The organism is Bacillus songklensis (assembly GCF_042649685.1).
GTDB lineage: Bacteria > Bacillota > Bacilli > Bacillales > Bacillaceae_H > Bacillus_BA > Bacillus_BA songklensis.
On sequence record NZ_JBHRZT010000043.1, the window covers coordinates 149266 to 169565 of the forward strand.

At 40.6% G+C, this 20300-nt stretch carries 14 protein-coding genes; 4 read left to right on the forward strand and 10 right to left on the reverse strand.

The features are described from left to right. Window positions 1-47: 47 nt before the first annotated feature. The gene (locus ACFOU2_RS10365) at window positions 48-749 is read right to left on the reverse strand and encodes a pirin family protein (RefSeq protein WP_377914820.1); all 702 of its coding nucleotides are present in this window, start codon (window positions 747-749) and stop codon (window positions 48-50) included. Between the two features lie 266 nt (window positions 750-1015). Between ACFOU2_RS10365 and ACFOU2_RS10370 the strand changes: the two genes are divergently transcribed. Continuing rightward, window positions 1016-1870, forward strand: a complete 855-nt coding sequence (locus ACFOU2_RS10370; RefSeq protein ID WP_377914822.1) for a carbon-nitrogen hydrolase family protein — start codon at window positions 1016-1018, stop codon at window positions 1868-1870. 242 nt (window positions 1871-2112) lie between these two features. On the opposite strand, the gene ACFOU2_RS10375 is transcribed toward ACFOU2_RS10370, so the two are convergent. The 6 genes from ACFOU2_RS10375 to bioA all read right to left on the reverse strand — a co-directional run bounded on the left by ACFOU2_RS10375 (window position 2113) and on the right by bioA (window position 11622). Then, window positions 2113-5241, reverse strand: a complete 3129-nt coding sequence (locus tag ACFOU2_RS10375) for an efflux RND transporter permease subunit (RefSeq protein WP_377914824.1) — start codon at window positions 5239-5241, stop codon at window positions 2113-2115. 1 nt (window position 5242) lies between these two features. Then, window positions 5243-6856 (reverse strand): efflux RND transporter periplasmic adaptor subunit, encoded by a 1614-nt coding sequence (locus ACFOU2_RS10380; RefSeq protein ID WP_377914826.1) that lies wholly within the window; start codon window positions 6854-6856, stop codon window positions 5243-5245. A gap of 93 nt (window positions 6857-6949) precedes the next feature. Then, the gene (locus tag ACFOU2_RS10385; protein ID WP_377914828.1) at window positions 6950-8221 is read right to left on the reverse strand and encodes a TolC family protein; all 1272 of its coding nucleotides are present in this window, start codon (window positions 8219-8221) and stop codon (window positions 6950-6952) included. Between the two features lie 311 nt (window positions 8222-8532). Beyond that, window positions 8533-9531, reverse strand: coding sequence for a biotin synthase BioB (gene bioB / locus ACFOU2_RS10390; protein ID WP_377914830.1), 999 nt, complete (start codon window positions 9529-9531; stop codon window positions 8533-8535). Next, window positions 9476-10240 carry a dethiobiotin synthase gene (bioD, locus tag ACFOU2_RS10395; RefSeq protein ID WP_377914832.1) on the reverse strand — a complete coding sequence of 255 codons (765 nt, stop codon included), beginning with the start codon at window positions 10238-10240 and terminating at the stop codon, window positions 9476-9478. Before bioD ends, bioB begins: the two co-directional genes overlap by 56 nt. Then, window positions 10237-11622 (reverse strand): adenosylmethionine--8-amino-7-oxononanoate transaminase, encoded by a 1386-nt coding sequence (gene bioA, locus ACFOU2_RS10400; RefSeq protein WP_377914834.1) that lies wholly within the window; start codon window positions 11620-11622, stop codon window positions 10237-10239. Before bioA ends, bioD begins: the two co-directional genes overlap by 4 nt. A 257-nt stretch (window positions 11623-11879) precedes the next feature. Here bioA and ACFOU2_RS10405 point away from each other — a divergent pair, with 257 nt between their 5' ends. Continuing rightward, window positions 11880-12152 carry a small, acid-soluble spore protein, alpha/beta type gene (locus tag ACFOU2_RS10405; protein ID WP_377914836.1) on the forward strand — a complete coding sequence of 91 codons (273 nt, stop codon included), beginning with the start codon at window positions 11880-11882 and terminating at the stop codon, window positions 12150-12152. Between the two features lie 266 nt (window positions 12153-12418). On the opposite strand, the gene ACFOU2_RS10410 is transcribed toward ACFOU2_RS10405, so the two are convergent. The 3 genes from ACFOU2_RS10410 to ACFOU2_RS10420 form a co-directional block, all read right to left on the reverse strand. Beyond that, window positions 12419-14860, reverse strand: a complete 2442-nt coding sequence (locus ACFOU2_RS10410) for a lamin tail domain-containing protein (RefSeq protein WP_377914838.1) — start codon at window positions 14858-14860, stop codon at window positions 12419-12421. Window positions 14861-15091: 231 nt separating this feature from the next. Further along, complete coding sequence (locus ACFOU2_RS10415; protein ID WP_377914840.1) at window positions 15092-16357, reverse strand: dicarboxylate/amino acid:cation symporter; 1266 nt, start codon at window positions 16355-16357, stop codon at window positions 15092-15094. 241 nt (window positions 16358-16598) lie between these two features. Beyond that, entirely contained in the window at window positions 16599-17645 is a 1047-nt protein-coding gene (locus ACFOU2_RS10420; protein WP_377914842.1) for a TRAP transporter substrate-binding protein, read from the reverse strand. 117 nt (window positions 17646-17762) lie between these two features. Between ACFOU2_RS10420 and ACFOU2_RS10425 the strand changes: the two genes are divergently transcribed. Both ACFOU2_RS10425 and ACFOU2_RS10430 read left to right on the forward strand, forming a co-directional pair. Further along, on the forward strand, window positions 17763-19340 hold the full coding sequence (locus ACFOU2_RS10425; protein WP_377914844.1) for an ATP-binding protein: 1578 nt from the start codon (window positions 17763-17765) through the stop codon (window positions 19338-19340). Window positions 19341-19369: 29 nt separating this feature from the next. Further along, window positions 19370-20059 (forward strand): response regulator, encoded by a 690-nt coding sequence (locus ACFOU2_RS10430; protein WP_377914846.1) that lies wholly within the window; start codon window positions 19370-19372, stop codon window positions 20057-20059. The last annotated feature ends 241 nt before the right edge of the window (window positions 20060-20300 follow it).

Sequence of the window (20300 nt, forward strand, 5' to 3'; positions counted from 1 at the left end):
TCTTGCATCCTGACTAGACTAAAAGGTTCTTATGTGGATTCATATAGTTATGGTAAATCAATTAACATGAATCTTGTATGTTCATTCGCTTTAATGCGAAGTGACTGAGTAGCTGTAATACGGGCGGAATCACGTTTGTATAACGTTTCTTCTCCGTTTAATTCAATCTCTCCCTCAATTACAAAAATAAAAATACGTCTTTCATTCTCTTGTTTAAATGTTAATTCGTGATTTTCATCGAAGTCGGATAAATAAATCGTTAGATCTTGGTTAATGTGTGCAACGTCTTCTCCCGAATTTCTCGATACAACAGGAAGAAGATGATTTTTCAGCTTCTCGATGTCAAAATTCGTTTGTTCATAAGAAGGAGCCAATCCGTTTTTTTCAGGCAAAAACCACATTTGCAGGAAGTTTACCTCTTCCTCTTTCGATGGATTCACTTCTGAGTGAATCACTCCTGTACCGGCGGACATCCTTTGAACACCACCAAATGTAGTAACGGCAGAATGTCCTGTGCTATCTTCATGCTTTAAATAACCGCTTAATACAATTGACACAATTTCCATTTCTTTATGTGGATGTGCACCAAATCCTCTCAAGGGTGCAACGATGTCATCATTTAACACACGCATGGGACCAAAATTTAAATTGTTTGGATCAAAATATTCGGCAAAGGAAAAACTAAACGCACTTTGAAGCCATCCATGATTTGCTTTAAATCTATCTTGTTCACGATAAACTTGAATCATTTTTCATCGATCCTTTCATAATATCCTTTATATACAGATTCTTGAAATCAAGATATAAGACTAATTTTTTTGAATGCTGATTATTCCCTCATGAAAATAAGCTGAAAGTTTTTATCTCGAATTCAAGATAATTATACGCACAGCTCTTCTTTCTCGTCAATCCTTTTTTATTTTACTTTTCTTTCCTGTTTCCCCCTTTTCTTGTTGATATTTGCATCAGTTCCCCCTATAATGGATGTGTTTTTTATGATAAAGGGGGAACCAATTTGAAAATACGTGTTTCAGCTGTTCAATATCCACTTCAAACTATTCAAAATATAGATGAGTTTAAGCATTATGTTGAACATTATATAAAAACAGCAAAAGAATTTAATGCTGAATATATCCTTTTTCCAGAGTTTTTAACCACTCAACTTCTTTCTATCGGCGATGAGGAAGGAAAAGCATTTCCTCTTTCGTATTTACCTCGTTTTACAAATGATTATCACCATTTCTTTTCCAAAATGGCTGAGCAATATCAGATGTACATTATAGGCGGTACACATATCACGGAACGAAACGGCAGCTTATACAACACGGCGCACTTGTTTTATCCGAATGGTACCATTAAAACCCAAGATAAATTGCACATCACTCCAACCGAATTTTACGATTGGGGCATTAAAGCAGGTGATCAGTTTCAAATTTTCGACACCGGCAAACTGAAAGTCGCTATTTTAACGTGCTATGATATCGAATTCCCCGAGTTAGCCAGAATGGCGCGAGCAAAGGGGGCAGATATCATTTTCTGCCCTTCTTGTACAGATGATCGCCACGGTTTCCATCGGGTTCGCTATACCAGTCATGCAAGAGCAATTGAAAACCAGATTTACGTCGTTGTAACAGGAACAATTGGTTCGTTGCCAACCGTTGATTATATGAGAGCGAACATGGGGCAGGCAGCTATTATCACACCTAATGATCTCGGATTTCCAATGGGCGGCATTTTAGATGAAGGTATTGTTAATCACGATATGATTATCACAGCGGATTTAGATTTCGATCTTTTACAAAAGTCCCGTCAAAGCGGCTCTGTTTCAACCTGGCAAGACCGCCGTCTTGATTTTTATGAACGCCTATAATGGCCATGGAAGAAAATATTCTTCCGAGAAGGACATCCTAACAGAGTAATAGCCCGTTAAGCTTTTTTACTGCAGATTCCTAGTTCTGGCTGATGTACTCACTTTCGTTCAAGCATTGCTATTATAGACACTTATTATTTCTGCCTTTCATCAACCAAAAGAGCACTTGGATTGAACCCAAGTGCTCTTTCGTTTATCCGACCCCCATGGATAATAAGACTCCCAACGGCTGAAGCTTCACTTTATTGTGTTAACTCCACTTCTTCTGTTTGTTTAGGTTTGCGCCGGAAGCGGAAACGCTTCATTTTGCTTCCAAAATCATCGATTAACGTATAAACAACCGGAACTAATACTAACGTAAAGAGAGTTGAGAACGTTAAACCAAAGATAATGACAACTGCCATCGGAGCCTGTGCCTCTGCTCCTTCCCCAATGCCAAGGGCCAGCGGCACCATACCTAATATAGTAGAGAGAGCCGTCATAAGAATTGGTCTGATCCTGCTTAACCCTGCATCTATGATCGCCTCCATTCGATCGAATCCTTTTTGACGCAGGATATTGATGTATTCCACTAATATAATCCCATTGTTTACAACGATACCGGCCAGCATAATAATCCCAATGAAAGCTGGAACACTTAACGGCTTTTGTGTAATAAACAACCCTACTAATACTCCTATTACAGTTGTTGGCAGTGAGAACATAATAACAAACGGATAAGCAAATGATTCAAACTGTACAGCCATAACTAAGTAAACAAGGAAAACAGATAGAATTAAGGCAAGAGATAAGTCCTTAAAGGAGTCTGCCATATCTTCCCCCTGCCCTCCTGTTGAAATGCGATATCCTTCCGGAACAGTAAGCTGATCAAGTTTTGCCTTGATTTCTTTATTGATGCTTCCCAAATCGCGATCTCGAATATCACTTGTGACCGAAACTTGACGCTGCTGGTTGTCCCTATTGATTTCAGCAGGCCCCTGCACTTGTTTCAATTCTGCCACTGCGGATAATGGGATATCGATTCCTGTATTGGAGCGAATGGTCATACTTTCTAAATCTCGAATGGTTTGACGTTTGTCTTCAGGCAGAAGAACACGGACATCATATTCATTTCCGTCTGTTCGATAGCGTGTCGCTACTTGACCGTCAAATCCAAGCTTAATTTCATTCATGACCTGTTGATATGATAAACCATACTGGGAAACAAGATCCCGCTTTACTTTAATTTTGATTTCCGGACGGCCTTCCGCTACCGTATTATCGATATTATAAGTACCCTTTACATCTTCTACTATCCACGTAACCTGTTGGGCCAAATCTTTTAGCACGTCTAAATCAGGACCGCTTATTTTTATGTCGACAGGTGCTCCAGAACCAAAACCCGGATCAAGGGTTCCCACCTTAAATTCCGCCCCTGGTATACCTTTCATGTCTTTTTCCAATTTTTCAATCATAGAAGCTGTGTCTATGTTTCGCTTATCAGCTTCTACGAGTTGGATAATATAACTCGCTTCATTAGAAACTGATGTTCCAAATCCAGTATTGTTGCCCCCGACAGTAACATAACTTGTCGCAATTGTATCATCGTATTTTTTCAATTTCTTATCTACTTCATCCACAATGGACTCCATTTCTTTCAGCTGCACGCCTTCTCGAGCCACGATATCTAAAGAAATTTGCCCTTGATCAGAAGGAGGAATGAAAGAACTCCCAATGAAAGGAACAAGACCAAAACTTCCGATGATTAAGAGGAGGATTGTCAGCAACACCGTTTTACGATGATTGAGCGCCCATTGTAAAAAGCGGCTGTAGCGGTTGCTCACAGACTTAATAAATGACTGAAAACGCCCTGTTTTCTCTTCCACTTCCGGCACTTCTGTCACAGTGCCAATCGTCTTGACATTTTTCAGCAGCCTCGCTGACAGCATTGGAACCAATGTTAAAGCGGCCGCTAAAGACGCAAATTGAGAAAATGATACAGTTAATGCTAAGGGACGAAACAGCTCAGCAGCTAAACCTTCTACGAAAACGATAGGAGCAAATACAACGACACTTGTCAACGTAGAAGCGATAACAGCAGGTGCCAGTTCGGAGCCGCCTTGAATTGCTGCTTCCTGTAAAGGAACGCCTTTTTGCCTCAGGCTAAAAATGTGTTCCATAATAACAATGGCACTATCTACCATCATACCAATCCCAAGGGCAAGACCGCCCATCGATAGGATGTTTAGCGTTTCACCTGTAAAATACATTAAACTGAAGGTCGCAATAATTCCGATTGGAATCGTTAAGCCGATTACAAGCATGGCACGGATGCTCTTTAAAAAGAACAACAAGATAACGGTAGAAAGTACGGCACCTGAAATGATATTGTCCACTACACTATCGATAGACTGGCGAATGAAGTCCGATGTATCTAATATAATCGATAATGAAATGCCGTCTTTTTTGAGATTTTTCTGTATTTCATCAATCGCTTCATACATACCATCTGCTACCTTCACAGTGTTGGCATCCGACTGTTTTAAGACGGACAAGACAAGCGCAGGTTCATGGTTAACACGCGATGTTGTAAGTAAGTCTTTAAACGTGTCCTTTATTTCTGCTACATCCCCTAATTCAATGGTTCGCCCATCTTTCAATTGAATCGGCGTTTTTTGGATATCTTCTACCTCAGTAAATTCCCCATCGATACGAACTTGAAGTTCTTGGGATCCTTTCTCCAAGTTGCCAGCCGAAGCAGCCTGGTTTTCAGAACGAAGGGCTTCCACAAGTTGAGCGGCAGAAAGCCCATAACTGTTCAACCTTGCCTGGTCGATTTCCACTCGAATTTCACGTTCTTTTCCTCCTTGGGTAGAGATGGATGCTACTCCATCTACACGCTCAAAGTAAGGTTCAATCTCATCCTTTACAATATCTTGCAGCTTTTCCGGAGCAGCTCCCGAAAGCCCGATCCACATAACCGGGGTTTGTTGGGGATCGATTCGCAATACCGACGGCCTATCTGCATCCTCCGGAAGCATTCCCGCTACTTGATCAATCCGTTCACGTATATCATTTAATGCGTTATCGATATTGGTTCCCCAATCGAACTGCATAACAACCAAAGATGAGTTAGGAGAGGAAACGGATTGAATCTTATCTATCCCCTGGATGGAACCTACGACCGACTCGATCGGTTCACTAACTAGTCTCTCTATCTCTTGCGGTGAAGCTCCTTGATACGTTGTGGTTATAACTGCCACCGGCACTTCAATTTTTGGATAAAGGTCAACAGCCAGATTTTTCAACGATACAATCCCTAGTACAAGCACTCCAAAAATCAGCATGATAACACCGACAGGACGCTTTACCGCCAATTGGGCAAGATTCACCTTACTTCTCCTCCTTCACGATTCGGATTTGATCACCGTCTTTGAGGAGATTCTGACCTTTCACTACAACCTTATCGCCTTTTTCGATATCTCCGTTAATGGCTGTAAAATCGGTTTCAGCACGAATGATTTCAATCTCTTTTTGGACTGCTTTGTCGTTTTGAACGACAAAAATATAGGCGCTGTCATTCTTTTCGACTACCGCTTCTGTCGGAGCAAGGAAGCTGTTGGCTACCAGTACCTCCTTCAGATTTAGCTGTGCGACCATTCCAGGTCGAAGTTTTTGGCCATCATTTGGAAGCTGGACCTCAACCTTAAATAAGCCGGCCTGCTCGGAAGTCGGTGAAATATAATTCACTGTACCACTCACTTTTCTCTTTAGCGAAGGTACATGCACTTCCACTTTTTCCCCTTCTTCAAGGGTAAACATTTGTTCAGGCGTCACAAGCGCTTCTAAGTGAACGACATCTGCAGAAACTAAACGTGCAAAAGGCGATTGGTTGGAAACAAACTCGCCTTCTTCCGCCATTACATCCAATACTTCACCGGAGACCGGGGCTTTAATAATCATATCGTCAACTTTCTTTTGGGCCTGTTCTACACCAATTTGGGCTTCTTGAACAGCTATACTTGCTTCCTTTACTCCTACCAAAGCAATATTTTCATTTGTTTTTGCATCCTCAACAGTCTTCTTTGCCCGGTCAATGCCGACTTGTGCCTGTTCAACCCCAACCTTTGCCTGATCAATTCCATACCTTGCTTTATTCACCGCGGACTTTGCTTGGTCAACCCCAACTTTTGCCTGATCAACGTTTGATTGCAATACCGTTAAGTTATCCTGCCGATTTGCCTGCTTTTCTGACAGCTTAGCCTGTTGATAAGCGGTGCTTGCCTGTATTTCCGCATTTTTGGCTTGATCAAATTGCTGTTGGGAAATCAATCCATCTTTGAACAATCCTTGCATACGTTCCAAATTTCTTTTTGCATCATCCCACTGATTTTTAGCGTTTTGGAGATTGTAAGAAGCACCTTCTATCCCATCAAGCCGTCCATTTTTCGCCTGATTCAAGCTATCCTCCGCTTGGCGCAGTGCAATTTCTGACTGGCGCACTCCATCTTCCGCATCCGGCACCCCGTCCTCTGCTTGACGCAGCGTAACTGTTGCTTGACGCAGTGTAGCCTCTGCTTGGCGTACACCATCTTGCGCCTGGCTTGTCGCTCCTTTAGCCTGTTTGTATGCTTCCTGAGCACGTTTCTCGTTGTTTTGTACACGACTTAAAGCAGTGCGGGCCTGTTTCAAGTTCAATTCATAATCTCTTGTGTCAAGCTTGGCCAAAATTTGGCCCTTTTTCACGTAGTCACCTTTCTTAACGGAAACCGATACCAACTCTCCTGCATTTGTCGGCATTAACTCTACATCTTTTCCAGGTTTAATCGTACCTGTAATAAGGGTACTATCACTTAGAGAACCGCCTGTAATAGCTGTTACGGCAACAGGGATTTCAGGAATGGCCTTGGATGCTTCTTCTGTTTTATTGCAGCCGGCTGTTACAAGCACAGCACTGAACAGTACAGCTGTCAGCTTTGCTGTTTGACATTTTACCTTCTTTCTCACCATACAACATCCTTTCATTCTTATGAATTAAAAACAGGAAGTGGATGTCCGGTCAGTCATCTCTAAAAAGGAACAAGTGTTATCACTTGCCCCTTACTGTATATAGCCTTGTTTTAAAGCACTGAGAGACTGATGAACTAGGAAATTTTGAATGTTGAGCATTTCTCCATTGAATACTAGCTGATCTAATTGGAACAATGCTTTTTCGTACTCTGCCTTTGAAACAACCCCGTAACGATATCTCTTCTCCAGAGCCGTCATGTCCTCTTTAACGTTTTCTAATTGACGAAGGGATTCTTCATAGTCAAATTCTGTTGTTTCAACGTTATGGTATAATGCTTCAATTTTCGGTGTTAACTCTTGGTATAAAGCAGTGATTTTCTCTTCTGCAGATTTTACTCTATAATCTTGCTCTTGTTTGGCATATTCACCGGAGTCTTCATCCTTATAAACTTCATCGCGATTGAACTTGGCAAGCTCTAAATCTTCTTTTGCCCGCTTCATCTTGAACGTATTATCAATAACCGCTTTATAATCGTCCATTCTAATCCATTTGTTTATCTGAAGGTTCATCGGAGTAATATACAAGTCTGGCTTGTATTGAATACCGATATCAAAAGCAAGGGAAGCCAAATTGTATTGATATTCGTTCTGTTGTTTTTCCAATTGCTTTTCAATGTTCGTTTGCTTCTTTTTAGCCTGATCCACTTCTTCCCTCGAAGCCACTCCGTATTGATAGCGGCGATCTGTTCTTTGTACTTCTTTCACTGCCTCCTGAATTTCTTTTTTCTTAAAATCCATTTGCTTTTGTAAGCTTAGAAGATTGACATAATCAGAAGTTAATTTGAGAGTAATGCCCGCCTTTACCTCTTCTTGTTGAAAGCCCGCTTGAAGCTGCCCGGATTCTAACTTTTTGATTGTTTGCCCAAGATTGGTGATTTTATCTTCTAGCCCTTCAATCGCATCGTTTATGGCAATTCTTTCCTGTCCATTCATGATTCTGGAGGCCGCATCGGTTAATCGATCTCGTTCTTTCTTTAACTTATCCAACTGCTTGTTTAAATCTTTGATGTCTTTTTGTGTATCGGTTTTATCATCCACCACATCCAGTGTTTGATTTTTCAGTGCCTCTAATTCATATTGCAAGACCACGAGATTTTGATTGTTTTCCAACGCACGTTTTAATACATCTTCTAACGTCAGCACGTTTACTTCTTCCGTTTGATTTTCTTCTCTTTCTTGTTCTGCGACATCTTTTTTCTCTATATCTGATGGAGCGTTTGGCTCTTCAACCGCTTGCACAGTATCGGCAAATGGTGAGCTTGCCATAGCTGCAGCAAAAAGAAGAGTTATGACCTTTTTCATTGTTTGATTTTCCCCCTATTCAAGAAATAAATAACATAATAGTAAATATAACCATAAAAATATAGTAACATGAAATATTAGTATTTTTTAACTGTAAACCTTCAATTTTATTTTAATTTTTTGCGGCTGTGCCCTTAACAGAGGTTAAAGGCACAGCCACATAAAAAAACTTTAAACAAACGTTTGTTTAAACATTCCCCTTCCCTTTTACCGCTATTATTCTATTTGTCTTGGTCAAGTATTCATTTAAAACGAAAGGAGGATGTCCCAAAAGTACAACAAACATACTTTTGGGACATCCTCTCCCTTCTTTATAGTGCACACTCTTCAATTTCAAATCCGAGATCCTCAATGATCCCCCAATCCGATGTTGGTTCCTGTCCTTCTGTTGTTAAATAGTCGCCAACAAAGATGGAGTTCGCCGCGAATAACCCAAGCGGCTGCAAGGAACGTAAATTCACTTCACGCCCGCCGGAAATGCGAATTTCTTTCGTCGGGTTAACAAAACGCATCATTGCCAGGATTTTCAAACATTTGACTGGTGTCAATGCTTCTTGCCCTTCTAAAGGGGTTCCTTTAATGGAAACAAGGAAGTTACATGGAATGGAGTCAGCATCTATGCGATTTAGCTCAAACGCAATATCTACTGCCTGCTCGTCTGTTTCGCCCATTCCGAAAATGGCGCCTGAGCATGGAGAAATCCCTGCTTCCTTTGCTTTTTCTACAGTATCAACACGATCATCATACGTATGGGTTGAACAAATATTTTCATAGTTATTGACATGTGTATTCAGGTTATGATTATAGCGGTGAACCCCCGCTTCTGCTAAACGTGCTGCCTGATCTTCATTCAAAAATCCTAAACAGCAGCAAATTTTCAAATCCGTGTTCTCACGAATTTCCTTTACCGCTCCAATGACGTGCTCAACCTCTTTATCGGTTGGACGGCGGCCTGAAGCGACAATACAGTAGGTACCTGCTTTGCGTCTCTTGGCTTCATAAGCACCTTCAACGATTTTTTCTTTTGTTAACCATGCATAGCGGTCAATCGGTGCTTCTGATACGATTGATTGGGAACAGTAGCCGCAATCTTCTGGACATAAGCCAGATTTTGTATTGATGATCATGTTTAGTTTCACTTTTTTCCCATAATAGTGATGGCGGATCAGAAAGGCAGCGTTCATTATTTCTAAAATATCTTCGTCTTTCGTATGCAGAATTGCTAATGCATCCTCACGGCTGATTGAATTGCCGTCAATGACTCCCTGCGCCAGCTCTTTCCACGTTTTTTTCGTTTGTATTAGCTCCATCGTTCCATCCCCCGTTTTTCATAATGGATTGAATAAAAGATTGGTTAATATATTGATCACATGCTTGGATAACCGCTTCCCTTGAAGGATGGTTTCCAAGATGCGGTAAAGCTCCCCACACTTTTGTACGTCCATGCTGTTCAATCATGTTAATATTTTCATTCACCCTCTCTTTTTGAGAGGAGTCGTAACCCGATAAGATTACTCCCGCTACTGTTAAACCGTGCTGTCTTGCATATTCAACCGTCAAAATCGTATGGTTGACGGTTCCTAAAGTTGGTCTTGCTACAATTAAAAGCGGCATTTTCAATGCTTGAGCTAGGTGAATAACCATACAGTCCGACGTGTATGGAACAGCTAAACCGCCCGCACCCTCCACAAACATAAATTCATGTGTATTTTCCAGGTGCTCAAAATGCCTTAGAAGATCAGCCATGGCCACTTCAAATCCGGCTCTTTTTAAAGCCAAGGCAGGGGCTAGCGGCTCGAGAACAGAATAAGGGCAAACGGTATGGACATCATCATCAACTCCTGACACATGCTTTAAGCGCCACGCATCTCCCTCTTTGTCATTCGCATCATGACCGCTTTGAATTGGTTTAAACACCCCTGCATCAAAGCCTTTTTTCCGTAACAGTCCGGCTAATCCCCCTGTCACAAGCGTCTTGCCTACTTCCGTATCCGTTGCCGTTACGAATAATCCATTCATTCTTTATCCTCCTCAGTGATGTCATAAATCGCTTGTTTGAGAATGGACAACATATCATCCAGTTCTTCAACGGTAGAGGCAAGCGGCGGCATAAAGACAATGACATTGCCAAGCGGACGCAGCAACATGCCGAGTTCTTTCGCACGACGGCATACAAGTACCCCGATTCTCTCTTTCCACTCGTATGCTTCTTTTGTAGTCTTATCTTTCACTAGCTCAATGCCTATCATAAATCCTTTTTGGCGAATGTCCCCTACATGCTCCAGCTCATAAAAATCGTTTAAACGACTTTCCAGATAAATAGATTTATTTGCAACCTGCTCAACTAATCTATTTTTTTCGAATAACTCCAGGTTGGCTAAAGCAGCGGCGCATCCAAGCGGATTTCCTGTATAGCTGTGGCCATGGAAAAACGTTTTTTGTTCTTCATACTCTCCTAAAAAAGCTTCGTAAATATTGTCTGTCGTCACGGTAATGGCAACTGGCAAGTAACCTCCTGTAATGCCTTTTCCAGCCGTTAAAATATCCGGTGTTACTCCTTCATGCTCACAGGCAAACATTTTCCCCGTTCTGCCAAACCCTGTGGCCACTTCATCGGCAATCATTAATACATTATATGTTGTACAAAGCTCCCGTACGCCTCGCAAATATCCTTCAGGCATCACGATGATCCCGCTTGCCCCTTGTACGATCGGCTCCACAATTAAAGCAGCGATTTCATGACCTCGTTCCTTCAGCAACTCTTCCAGTTCTTCCAAATGCTTTTTGACAATTACATCATGATCTTCTCCATAAGGAGATCGATAAACAAATGGATATGTAACTTTAATAGACGGAAATAAAAGAGAACTGTAGGTTTTATGGTATAAATCGATCGCACCGACCGAAACCGCCCCGATGGTATCCCCGTGATACGCTTCTTTCATGGTGATAAAGTGCTGTTTTGCAGGTTTGCCCTTATGCTGCCAATATTGGAAAGCCATTTTAATCGCAATCTCAACAGAGGTGGCTCCTGCATCTGAATAAAACACCTTTCTTAACCCTTTTGGCATAATTTCCACTAATTTTTCAGCCAGCAAAACAGAAGGAACATTAGCCATTCCTAAAAGGGTAGAATGGGCGACAAGATCCAACTGCTCTCGGATAGCGTTGTCAATTTCCTCAATACAGTGCCCATGTACATTCAACCAAATAGACGAAACTCCGTCCCAATATTCCTTTCCTTGCATATCATATAATTTCCGGCCTTTTCCATGCGTAATGATAACCGGGTCATCTTCTATGTATTGTTTCATTTGAGTAAACGGATGCCATACATATTCTTTGTTTTTGGCAGCCATTTCTTCGTAAGTCAGCTGTGCATATGGTTTTGTTGCCGTCATTTCTCCTTTTCACCTCTATTTGTTAACTTTTTATAATTAAAAGTTAACATTATGGGTGCAATAGTGTCAATCAAATTCCACAAAATTCCTACTATATTCCTTTTACTAAAGAAAAGTGGAACGAGCCTGCTTAGCTCCATAGGGAATTGGAGCTTCTGAGAAGGAGTCGCTTTTTGACTCCGAATGAGCTTTTTGTTCCTCTTATACATAACTTGGTGAATAGTTAAAAAACTATACGTAAAAGGAGGGAACATAACATGGCAAGAAGACGAAGATTACTCGTTCCAGAAGCCCAACAGGGTATGGACCAATTAAAAGAAAGCGTTATGAAACGAGATGGCTATCAAGTAAGCAGCGACAATCCTAACGATGTAAAATATGAAGTGGCAAAAGAATTAAATATTCCCCTTCAACACGGAAGAAACGGGCACTTAACATCAGTGCAGGCAGGAAAAATCGGCGGCCAAATCGGAGGAAGAATGGTAAAAGAATTGATTAAAATGGCACAAGAAACGTTAAACAAAAAGTAAACGATACAAGATTTTCCAAATCACTTTACTATTCACCATATTTCTTTGTTCTTTTGCAATTCGCGTGCCATTTCCCGAGAAATATGTCATCTTTTCACATTAATTGCCGCATTAAGGCTCATTTCTTTCAAGAAAACCCGGCTAGACCCAAGCCTTTAGGCACTAGAGTTCGCCTCGCTGTACTTATGCGGTTAAGAAGGTATTTTTATACTTTCTTACTAGACAAAAAAAGACGTCCCTTCACTTGAAGGGACGTCTTTTCCTTGCTATTTGATAAGGTTAGATACTGTTTTAAAGTAAGAGTATTCAGCTGGCTTAACCTTTAAATCAAGCTGCACAATCACCGGATCATGGTCGCTTGCACGCCCATGTTCTTCTGTGAAGTCAGAGTTTATGTTTACAATATCAACTTTAGTTCGGCTAGTTAGATTATTGGATACTAGAATATGATCCAATACTTGCGCATTTCCCTCATAGTTATACGTGTATTGCTGTTCTAGAGGCAATTCCTCAATCATGCTCGTTAAAACATTTCCTTTTAATGTTTTAAGTGGCTTAGAAAATTGGAAATCATTTAGGTCACCTAACACAACGACATTCGCGTTAGGATTATTTTCTACAATATCCTGTACAAAGCCGTTCACTACTTTAGCAATTTCCATACGCTGCTTTTCGCTCTCTAATACAGGCGGCTGGTTGGAACCAAATAAAGCATCATCTCCGCCTTTAGAGTTAAAGTGATTTGCAATGACTGTTACTTTTCGGCCTTTAAATTTGAACTCGGCAGCTAATGGTTTACGTGAATTCTCAAAAACAGGGTTTGTCGGATCAATACGGCCCGGATTAAGGGTTAACCCGTTCTTTCCTACTTCAACGGCGGTAAGGGCATCGCCTTTTGGCTTATCATCAACAAGCTGTACCCGTTCCGGATTGTAAATATATCCCACACGAATGTTTCCACCAGGTTGTCCGCCATCCTTTTTGTCTTCTGGAGCGATATCTGTAAATTGATATGCAGGACCGCCTGCCGCTTTAATGGCTTCAATTAAAGTTTGGTAACTTTCACTGGCATCAGTCACACCCGAGTTTTTAGGACCATCATTGTCTTGCACTTCTACTAAACCAACAATATCAGGATTTTTCAGCTTCTCTACAATCGCTTTAGCTAATCTCTCTGTCTTTTCTGTCCCTACTGATTTTGAGAAGTTTTCAACGTTATATGAGGCAATTGTTAATTGATCTTTGTCAAATTGAATCGTTGTTGCTTCTCTCTCTTTCTTACCTTCCGCCACTTCAGGAAGGGGCTCTGTATTCAATAATTTAAAGTTGCTATAGCTGTAGTGCATAACACCTTTAATAGCACCCGCGAAAGAATCTCCTACTTTTACTTGAGGCTCCTCCGCTATAAGCACATCATCAATAATAATCCGTTCAGGATTTGAATCGTCTTCCTTAAGTAATACTCCACCCATAGGCGTCAATTGTTCATCCAAAGGTTCATTGCCTGGAACAACCGGGATTTCCCCATATTTATTTGTTGGTCCAACTACCTTGGCATCATTAACTTGAACATACATTCCTTCAATGCTCTCAAAGAAGTCAATACCGTCTTCTGCTGGATTAAACTCGTCAAAGTTGTCGTTATCAATGACTTTAGTTGGCAGTACATAATCACCTTGCCCCAATATAGTTGGAGCAGGAAGTGCGTTGCCCGACGACATTTTTTTCACTGTAGCATTTGTCATTTCGGTAATGGTCAGTTCGCCTTCATAACCGTGTTCTTTGACTATTCCATTTACTGAAACTTTATCTCCAACTTGAACCTCTGCGTCTCTTTTATACACATAAATGCCCTCGGAAGTTTTAGGACTGCTATCCTGCTGGTCATCTTGCATATAAAATCCTTTCGCATCAACCGTCGTTACAATACCTTGAATGTTTGTCACTTCTTGATCTGTAAGCGGCGAAGTATGAGCCGCCCCTTGAATATCATGGATTCGAAGAGTAGGTTCAGGGATTTCCTCATCTCCTGGCGTTCCTGTGTCCCCACCATTATCTGGCTGGTCTGGAACCTGTCCAATGGAATTAACAGGCGTTGGCTCTTTCACCTCAAAATCTGCTTTATTGTTGTTTGTATCAACATTCGGATCTTTCCGTTGAGCGCTTGTTGCATTGCTTAATGAATCAGTGGGGGCATCTCCTTCATATTGGCTTGCTGATGAGCCATAGCCCACAAAATCGACAACATCCGGGTCGTCTTTGCCTGTTACAGCCTCTTCATTACGGACAAGAGCTACTTTTCCACTTGAACCGCTCATGGCAATTTTGCCTTCCGTGTCAGGCGTCGGCAACAGCTCAGCAGCTGCATTAGCTCCCGCCGCTTGCTGCACTAGATAATAAGACTTTGGCTGGATAGTTCCTTTTAATTCTGTTTTGTTCGTACTGAAGCTTCCGGTGGAAGATGCATACTGCACCGTCCATCCCTCTAATGAAACTGCATGATCAGTAGGATTATAAAGTTCAATGAAATCGTTTTTTAATGTTGCTCCATTGTTCCCTCCGCCGCCGTACACTTCACTAATCACAATATGTTCGGCTGTATTTGTTTCCGCTTTCGCTGTGTTAGAAATAGCTGCAGGCAATAGCAAGAACGAGACTAGGGACACATTTAATACTTTTTTCATCTTTACTAATCTCTTGATCTCCAACTCTCCAAACTCCCTCTCCATTTGTATTTGTCATGTTATTGCAAAATCAAGTTACATTTTGCACTATAACAACGAAACATCAATTCTATGTTTCGATAATGTAAAAACATTATAAATTTGTAAGAATTATACATACCATTCATATAGTTAACTTTTATTTAACGATTTATGGGGGATTTTATAAAACTGGATGCAAACACAAAAAGACCCTGCTTGCGCAGAGTCCATTCTTTATTTTGCTACTGTCATATTCGCTTCTTCCATTTTTTCTTCTATAGGCGGATGAAACTCGTTTTCCATTTTTGATATGACGACAGTAGCTACACCATTTCCGATTAAGTTTGTGATCGCGCGAGCTTCTGACATAAAGCGGTCTACCCCCAGAAGTAAAGCGATACCTTCTACCGGAATCATCGGGAAAGCTGCAAGAGTTGCTGCAAGAGTAATGAAACCGGAGCCTGTTACACCTGCAGCCCCTTTCGATGTCAGCATCAAGATTCCTAATAGTGTAAGTTCTTGCCATATTGTTAAATCAACGCCATATGCTTGTGCGATAAAGATTGCTGCCATTGATAAGTAAATGGCTGTCCCGTCCAAGTTAAATGAATAACCTGTTGGAACAACAAGACCTACCACTGATTTCGAACAACCGTATTTCTCCAATCTTTCCATCATTTTCGGAAGTGCTGATTCAGATGAAGAAGTTCCTAATACGAGCAAGATTTCTTCTTTAATATAAGCGATGAATTTCAGAATACTGAATCCATAAAACTTAGTGATTGCACCAAGAACCAGGATAATAAATAAAAACATAGTAATGTATACAGATCCCATTAATTTTCCTAACGACACTAGTGACCCTAAACCAAAGTTTCCGATTGTATAGGCCATAGCACCAAATGCCGCAATCGGTGATACCTTCATGATCATGTTAACAATGCCAAAGAAGATATCCGTCAATCTTTCGAACAATGTAATAACAGGTGCTGCTTTCTCACCAAGTGCGGCTGTTGCGAGTCCAAATAACACCGCAAAGAATAAGATTGGCAATAATTCACCATTTGCCATTGCTGCCACTGCGTTATCCGGGATAATTCCCATGATAAACTCTATAAAGCCGTGCTGTGCCTCTGCTGCTTGTGTCGTATATTGTGAAATGTCTCCACCTTCTACAGCACTTGTATTAAAACCTGTACCTGGTTTAATAATATTTACAACAAGGATACCGATTGCTAATGCAAATGTTGTGACGATTTCAAAATATAGTAAAGCTTTGCCTCCAATTCTCCCTACTTTCTTCAAGTCCCCCATACTGCCGATCCCAATGACAACCGTAAAGAAGATAATAGGTGCAATCACCATCTTAATAAGTTTAATGAATATATCTGCTAATACTTTCAGCTGTGCCCCAAACTCCGGAAACAAAAACCCTACACCAATCCCGAGTATAATCGCAATGATAACTCGAACTGTTAAGTTATTAAAGTTGATCTTCAATTCTTCCTCCCCCTCTCACTTCCGTTTATTTGTTAACGCTTTCATATATTCGTTTATTCGTTTATTCGTTAATTTAATATTAACTAATTATTAAGAAATTTTAAATTTATGGTGATAATGGTCTTTTTGTTCATTTTGGTCTTTTCCATGTCAGAGCTTCCTCAAGAAAGCTCTGACATGAAAAAACCTTATCGCTGCGGCTGCTGATTTACAAGGCATGGTAGCGACAAGGTTATCTTTTTTACTCTTTCTTTAATTCTTCAATCATTTTTACTAGTTCTTCCGTAGCTTCCTCTTTAAAGTTTCGATAAATCGGCCGGAACCTCTGACGCCACTTCTTTTTTTCTTCCTCTGTCAGGTAATATACCTTAATATTGGATTCTTTTTGAATACGTTCCAATTGCTCTTCGTTCATTAATTTTGATTGTTCCCAAATCCAGGTGGTCGTTTCTTCCATCGCCCCTGTCAGGAGAACCTGAACATCAGGTGGTAAACGCTCCCAAAACTCCTCATTCATCAAGACTGCATAACCTAAATAACCGTGATTGCTAATCGTCATATAACGCTGCAGCTGATAAAAGCGTTTCGAATAAATATTTGAAATGGTATTTTCCTGCCCATCAAATTGATGCTTTTCCAAAGATTCGTAAACTTGATTAAACGGTACCACTTTCGGCTCTCCGCCCAATAGCCGAAACTGCTCTTCAATGACTTCACTGGGCATAATCCGAAATCGCTGCCCCTTAAAATCTCTCGGTTTCAGCAAAGGCCGCTCATCACTCGTCATTTGCTTAAAACCGTTACTCCATAAAGCCAGACCTTTTATGTTCTCATCCTTAAGCATTGTCAACAGCTTCCTGCCTACATCTCCCATGAAAGCTCGTTCTACCTCTTCATAATCCTCAAATATAAAAGGTAAGTCAAACACTTGCCATTCCGGCATTATCTCTGTCATTTTCGAAAAGGATGGAGCTATCATTTGTACGTCATCTCGCATTAATGCATTGATTTCCTCATCGTCGGAGTACAACACGCCATTAGGAAATACTTCTACCTTTACTCGTCCATCCGATTTTTCATTGACTATTTCAGCGAATTTTTGAGCTGCCAACCCTTTTGGAGTATTTTCTGCTACTACATGACTGAAATTAATGACAATTTGTTCCTTTAACCCCTTCTGCTCGTCATCATAATAAGTTGCTTTTTTTTCGAAAGCATCATAGCCAAATAAAAAGAAAAACATGAGGAAAAGACTGACGAACATGCTTGCTCCCACAAAGATTCTCATTGTTTCTCCCATCTCTATCAAAAGTTTTCTGACTACTAATATTGTAACATGCGGTTTTTTCCATGGTAAAATGAAATTATAGATTATTATTTTTTATAATTGAGGTACTGTCGACTTATGATTCGCCTATCGATGCAGTCAAAAATTACAGGTTTAATCTTTTTTATCGTCGGTTTTTCCCTATTTTTAGCCGGACTTGTTATAATGAGGGATTTTGTTCAATCAAAAGAAGAAGATCTTCGTCAGCGCTCTCTTATCACCGCCCGTACTGTAGCTGAGATTCCAGAAATCCCACGGAAAATGACCAGGGGTGAAAGTGAAAGAAGAGAGATTAACAAACTCGTAGAACCTATCCGTATCATTCATAGCGCTGATTACATTGTCATCCTCGATATGAACCGAGTACGGTTGTCCCATCCCGTTTCGAGGATGATTGGAAAAGTATCAAAAAGTAAAGATGAAGGACCAGCTTTTGCGGAGCATACTTATACAACAAAAGCAAAAGGAGAAAGCGGTACAGTTGTGCGCTCGTTTGTTCCCATTGTTAATGATAACCACCAACAAGTGGGGGTCGTCATTGCAGGATACCTGCTTCCTACTTTTCTAGAAGTGCTTTTCAGCCTAAAAAAAGAGATTTTCTTAACAGCTGGCCTATCATTATTATTTGGAGGATGGGGAGCATGGTTATTGGCTTCGCACATTAAAAAACAAATGTTTGAACTGGAGCCTCATGAGATTGCCAGATTACTGGTAGAGAGAACGGAAACATTCAATGCCATGCATGAAGGTGTCATCGCCATCGATACAAAAGAGAATATCACCATTTTTAATGATAAAGCTAAATCAATGATGGGAATCAGCGGTGATGTTGTCGGCCATAACATTCATCAGGTCATCCCTGACACAAGGCTTCCTGAAATTCTCCAGCTGGACCAACCTATTTATAATAAAGAGCTTCAAGTCCGAAACTTAAACATTTTGAGCAATCGTATTCCAATTAAAGCAAACAATAAAACAGTAGGAGCCGTAGCGATTTTCCAGGATCAAACGGAAGTGAAAAAACTGGCTGAAGAGTTGACCGGAGTCAAAGCATTTGTAAGCGCTTTGAGGGTCCAAAACCACGAGCATATGAACAAGCTTCATACTATTGCCGGTTTAATTCAATTAGGGAATAAAGAAAAAGCACTGGAATATGTGTTTCAAGTCTCGGAAGAGCAGGAAGAGCTAACACGCTTCCTAAGTAAAAACATTAAATATGATAGTATTTCCGGGCTGCTGTTAAGTAAAGTCAGCCGTGGAAAAGAACTCGGAATCACCTTAACGATTGATCGGCATAGTCGGTTAGAATCATTTCCCAATCATCTCGACCAACATGATTTTGTCGTTATTATTGGGAACTTAATCGAAAATGCCTTTGATTCTTTTATAAATAGTAAATACCTGAAAAAGGAAGTTTATGTAAGCATCGAGCAGAACGAGAACATTCTTTCCGTTCTCGTGGAGGATAACGGCTGTGGGATAAAGCAAGAGCAGCTAACACATATCTTCGAAGAAGGGTTCTCCACTAAAGCAAAACAAAATCGAGGAATTGGCTTACATTTGATTAAACAAATTGTTGAAAAAGGACAAGGAGAAATACAGGTAGATACTCAACCGGGAAAAGGTACAACCTTTACCATTACTTTCTTCATCTAACGTCTATCACTTAAAGGGGAGCACAGGACATGAATAAACAAGAATGGAACGTTCTTCTGATCGAGGACGATCCAATGGTACAAGAGGTAAATCGTCAATTTATTGAGCAGGTAGAAGGATTCAATATTATTGGATACGCTTCAGACGGGGTAGAAGGAATGGAATTGATAAGAAAGTATAATCCCGATTTGGCTATTATGGACATGTACATGCCGAATCAAGATGGACTAACCACGTTACAGCAAATTCGTTCTGAAGGCTATACAACTGATATTATTGCGGTAACGGCAGCAAGCGATATGGAGACCGTAAGACGAGTCTTGCAACACGGTGCCATCGACTATATCATGAAACCTTTTAAATTTGAGAGAATTAAACATGCTCTCGAAAACTACCGTACTTTTCGAACACAAATAAAACAAAAAGAAAATGTGACCCAAACGGAATTAGATAGGATCTTGTTTCAAAAACATGAGGAGAAACTGCATTCCCTGCCCAAAGGGCTTAATGCTCTAACATTGAAGAACATTCAACATTATCTCGCCAAACAATCCACTCCCATCTCAGCAGAAGAAGTCGCTGAAGGAGTGGGCATTGCCCGTGTGACAGCACGGCGTTATCTAGAGTTTCTAGAACAAGACAATCAAGTAAAACTTCACATCGAATATGGAGGTGTCGGAAGACCCGTAAATCGATATATGTTGGTGGAAAGGAGATGATTCAAAAAATAGGAAATCATACCTTCTGAATCATCCCCCTGAAAGGACCCGGTACGTGAAATCCCGTAAAACCAAGGATTTTTCTGTCGGGTCCTTTTAATAAAAACATTTCTGGCTATCTCCTCTAACTTATGGGACAGCTCCTTTTTATTTTTCTGCTCCTTATGTATCAACTTTTTCTTTACACCTCTTTAGAGTTATATTAGAATAATCAATACAAATCACCATTTATATTTTCAGA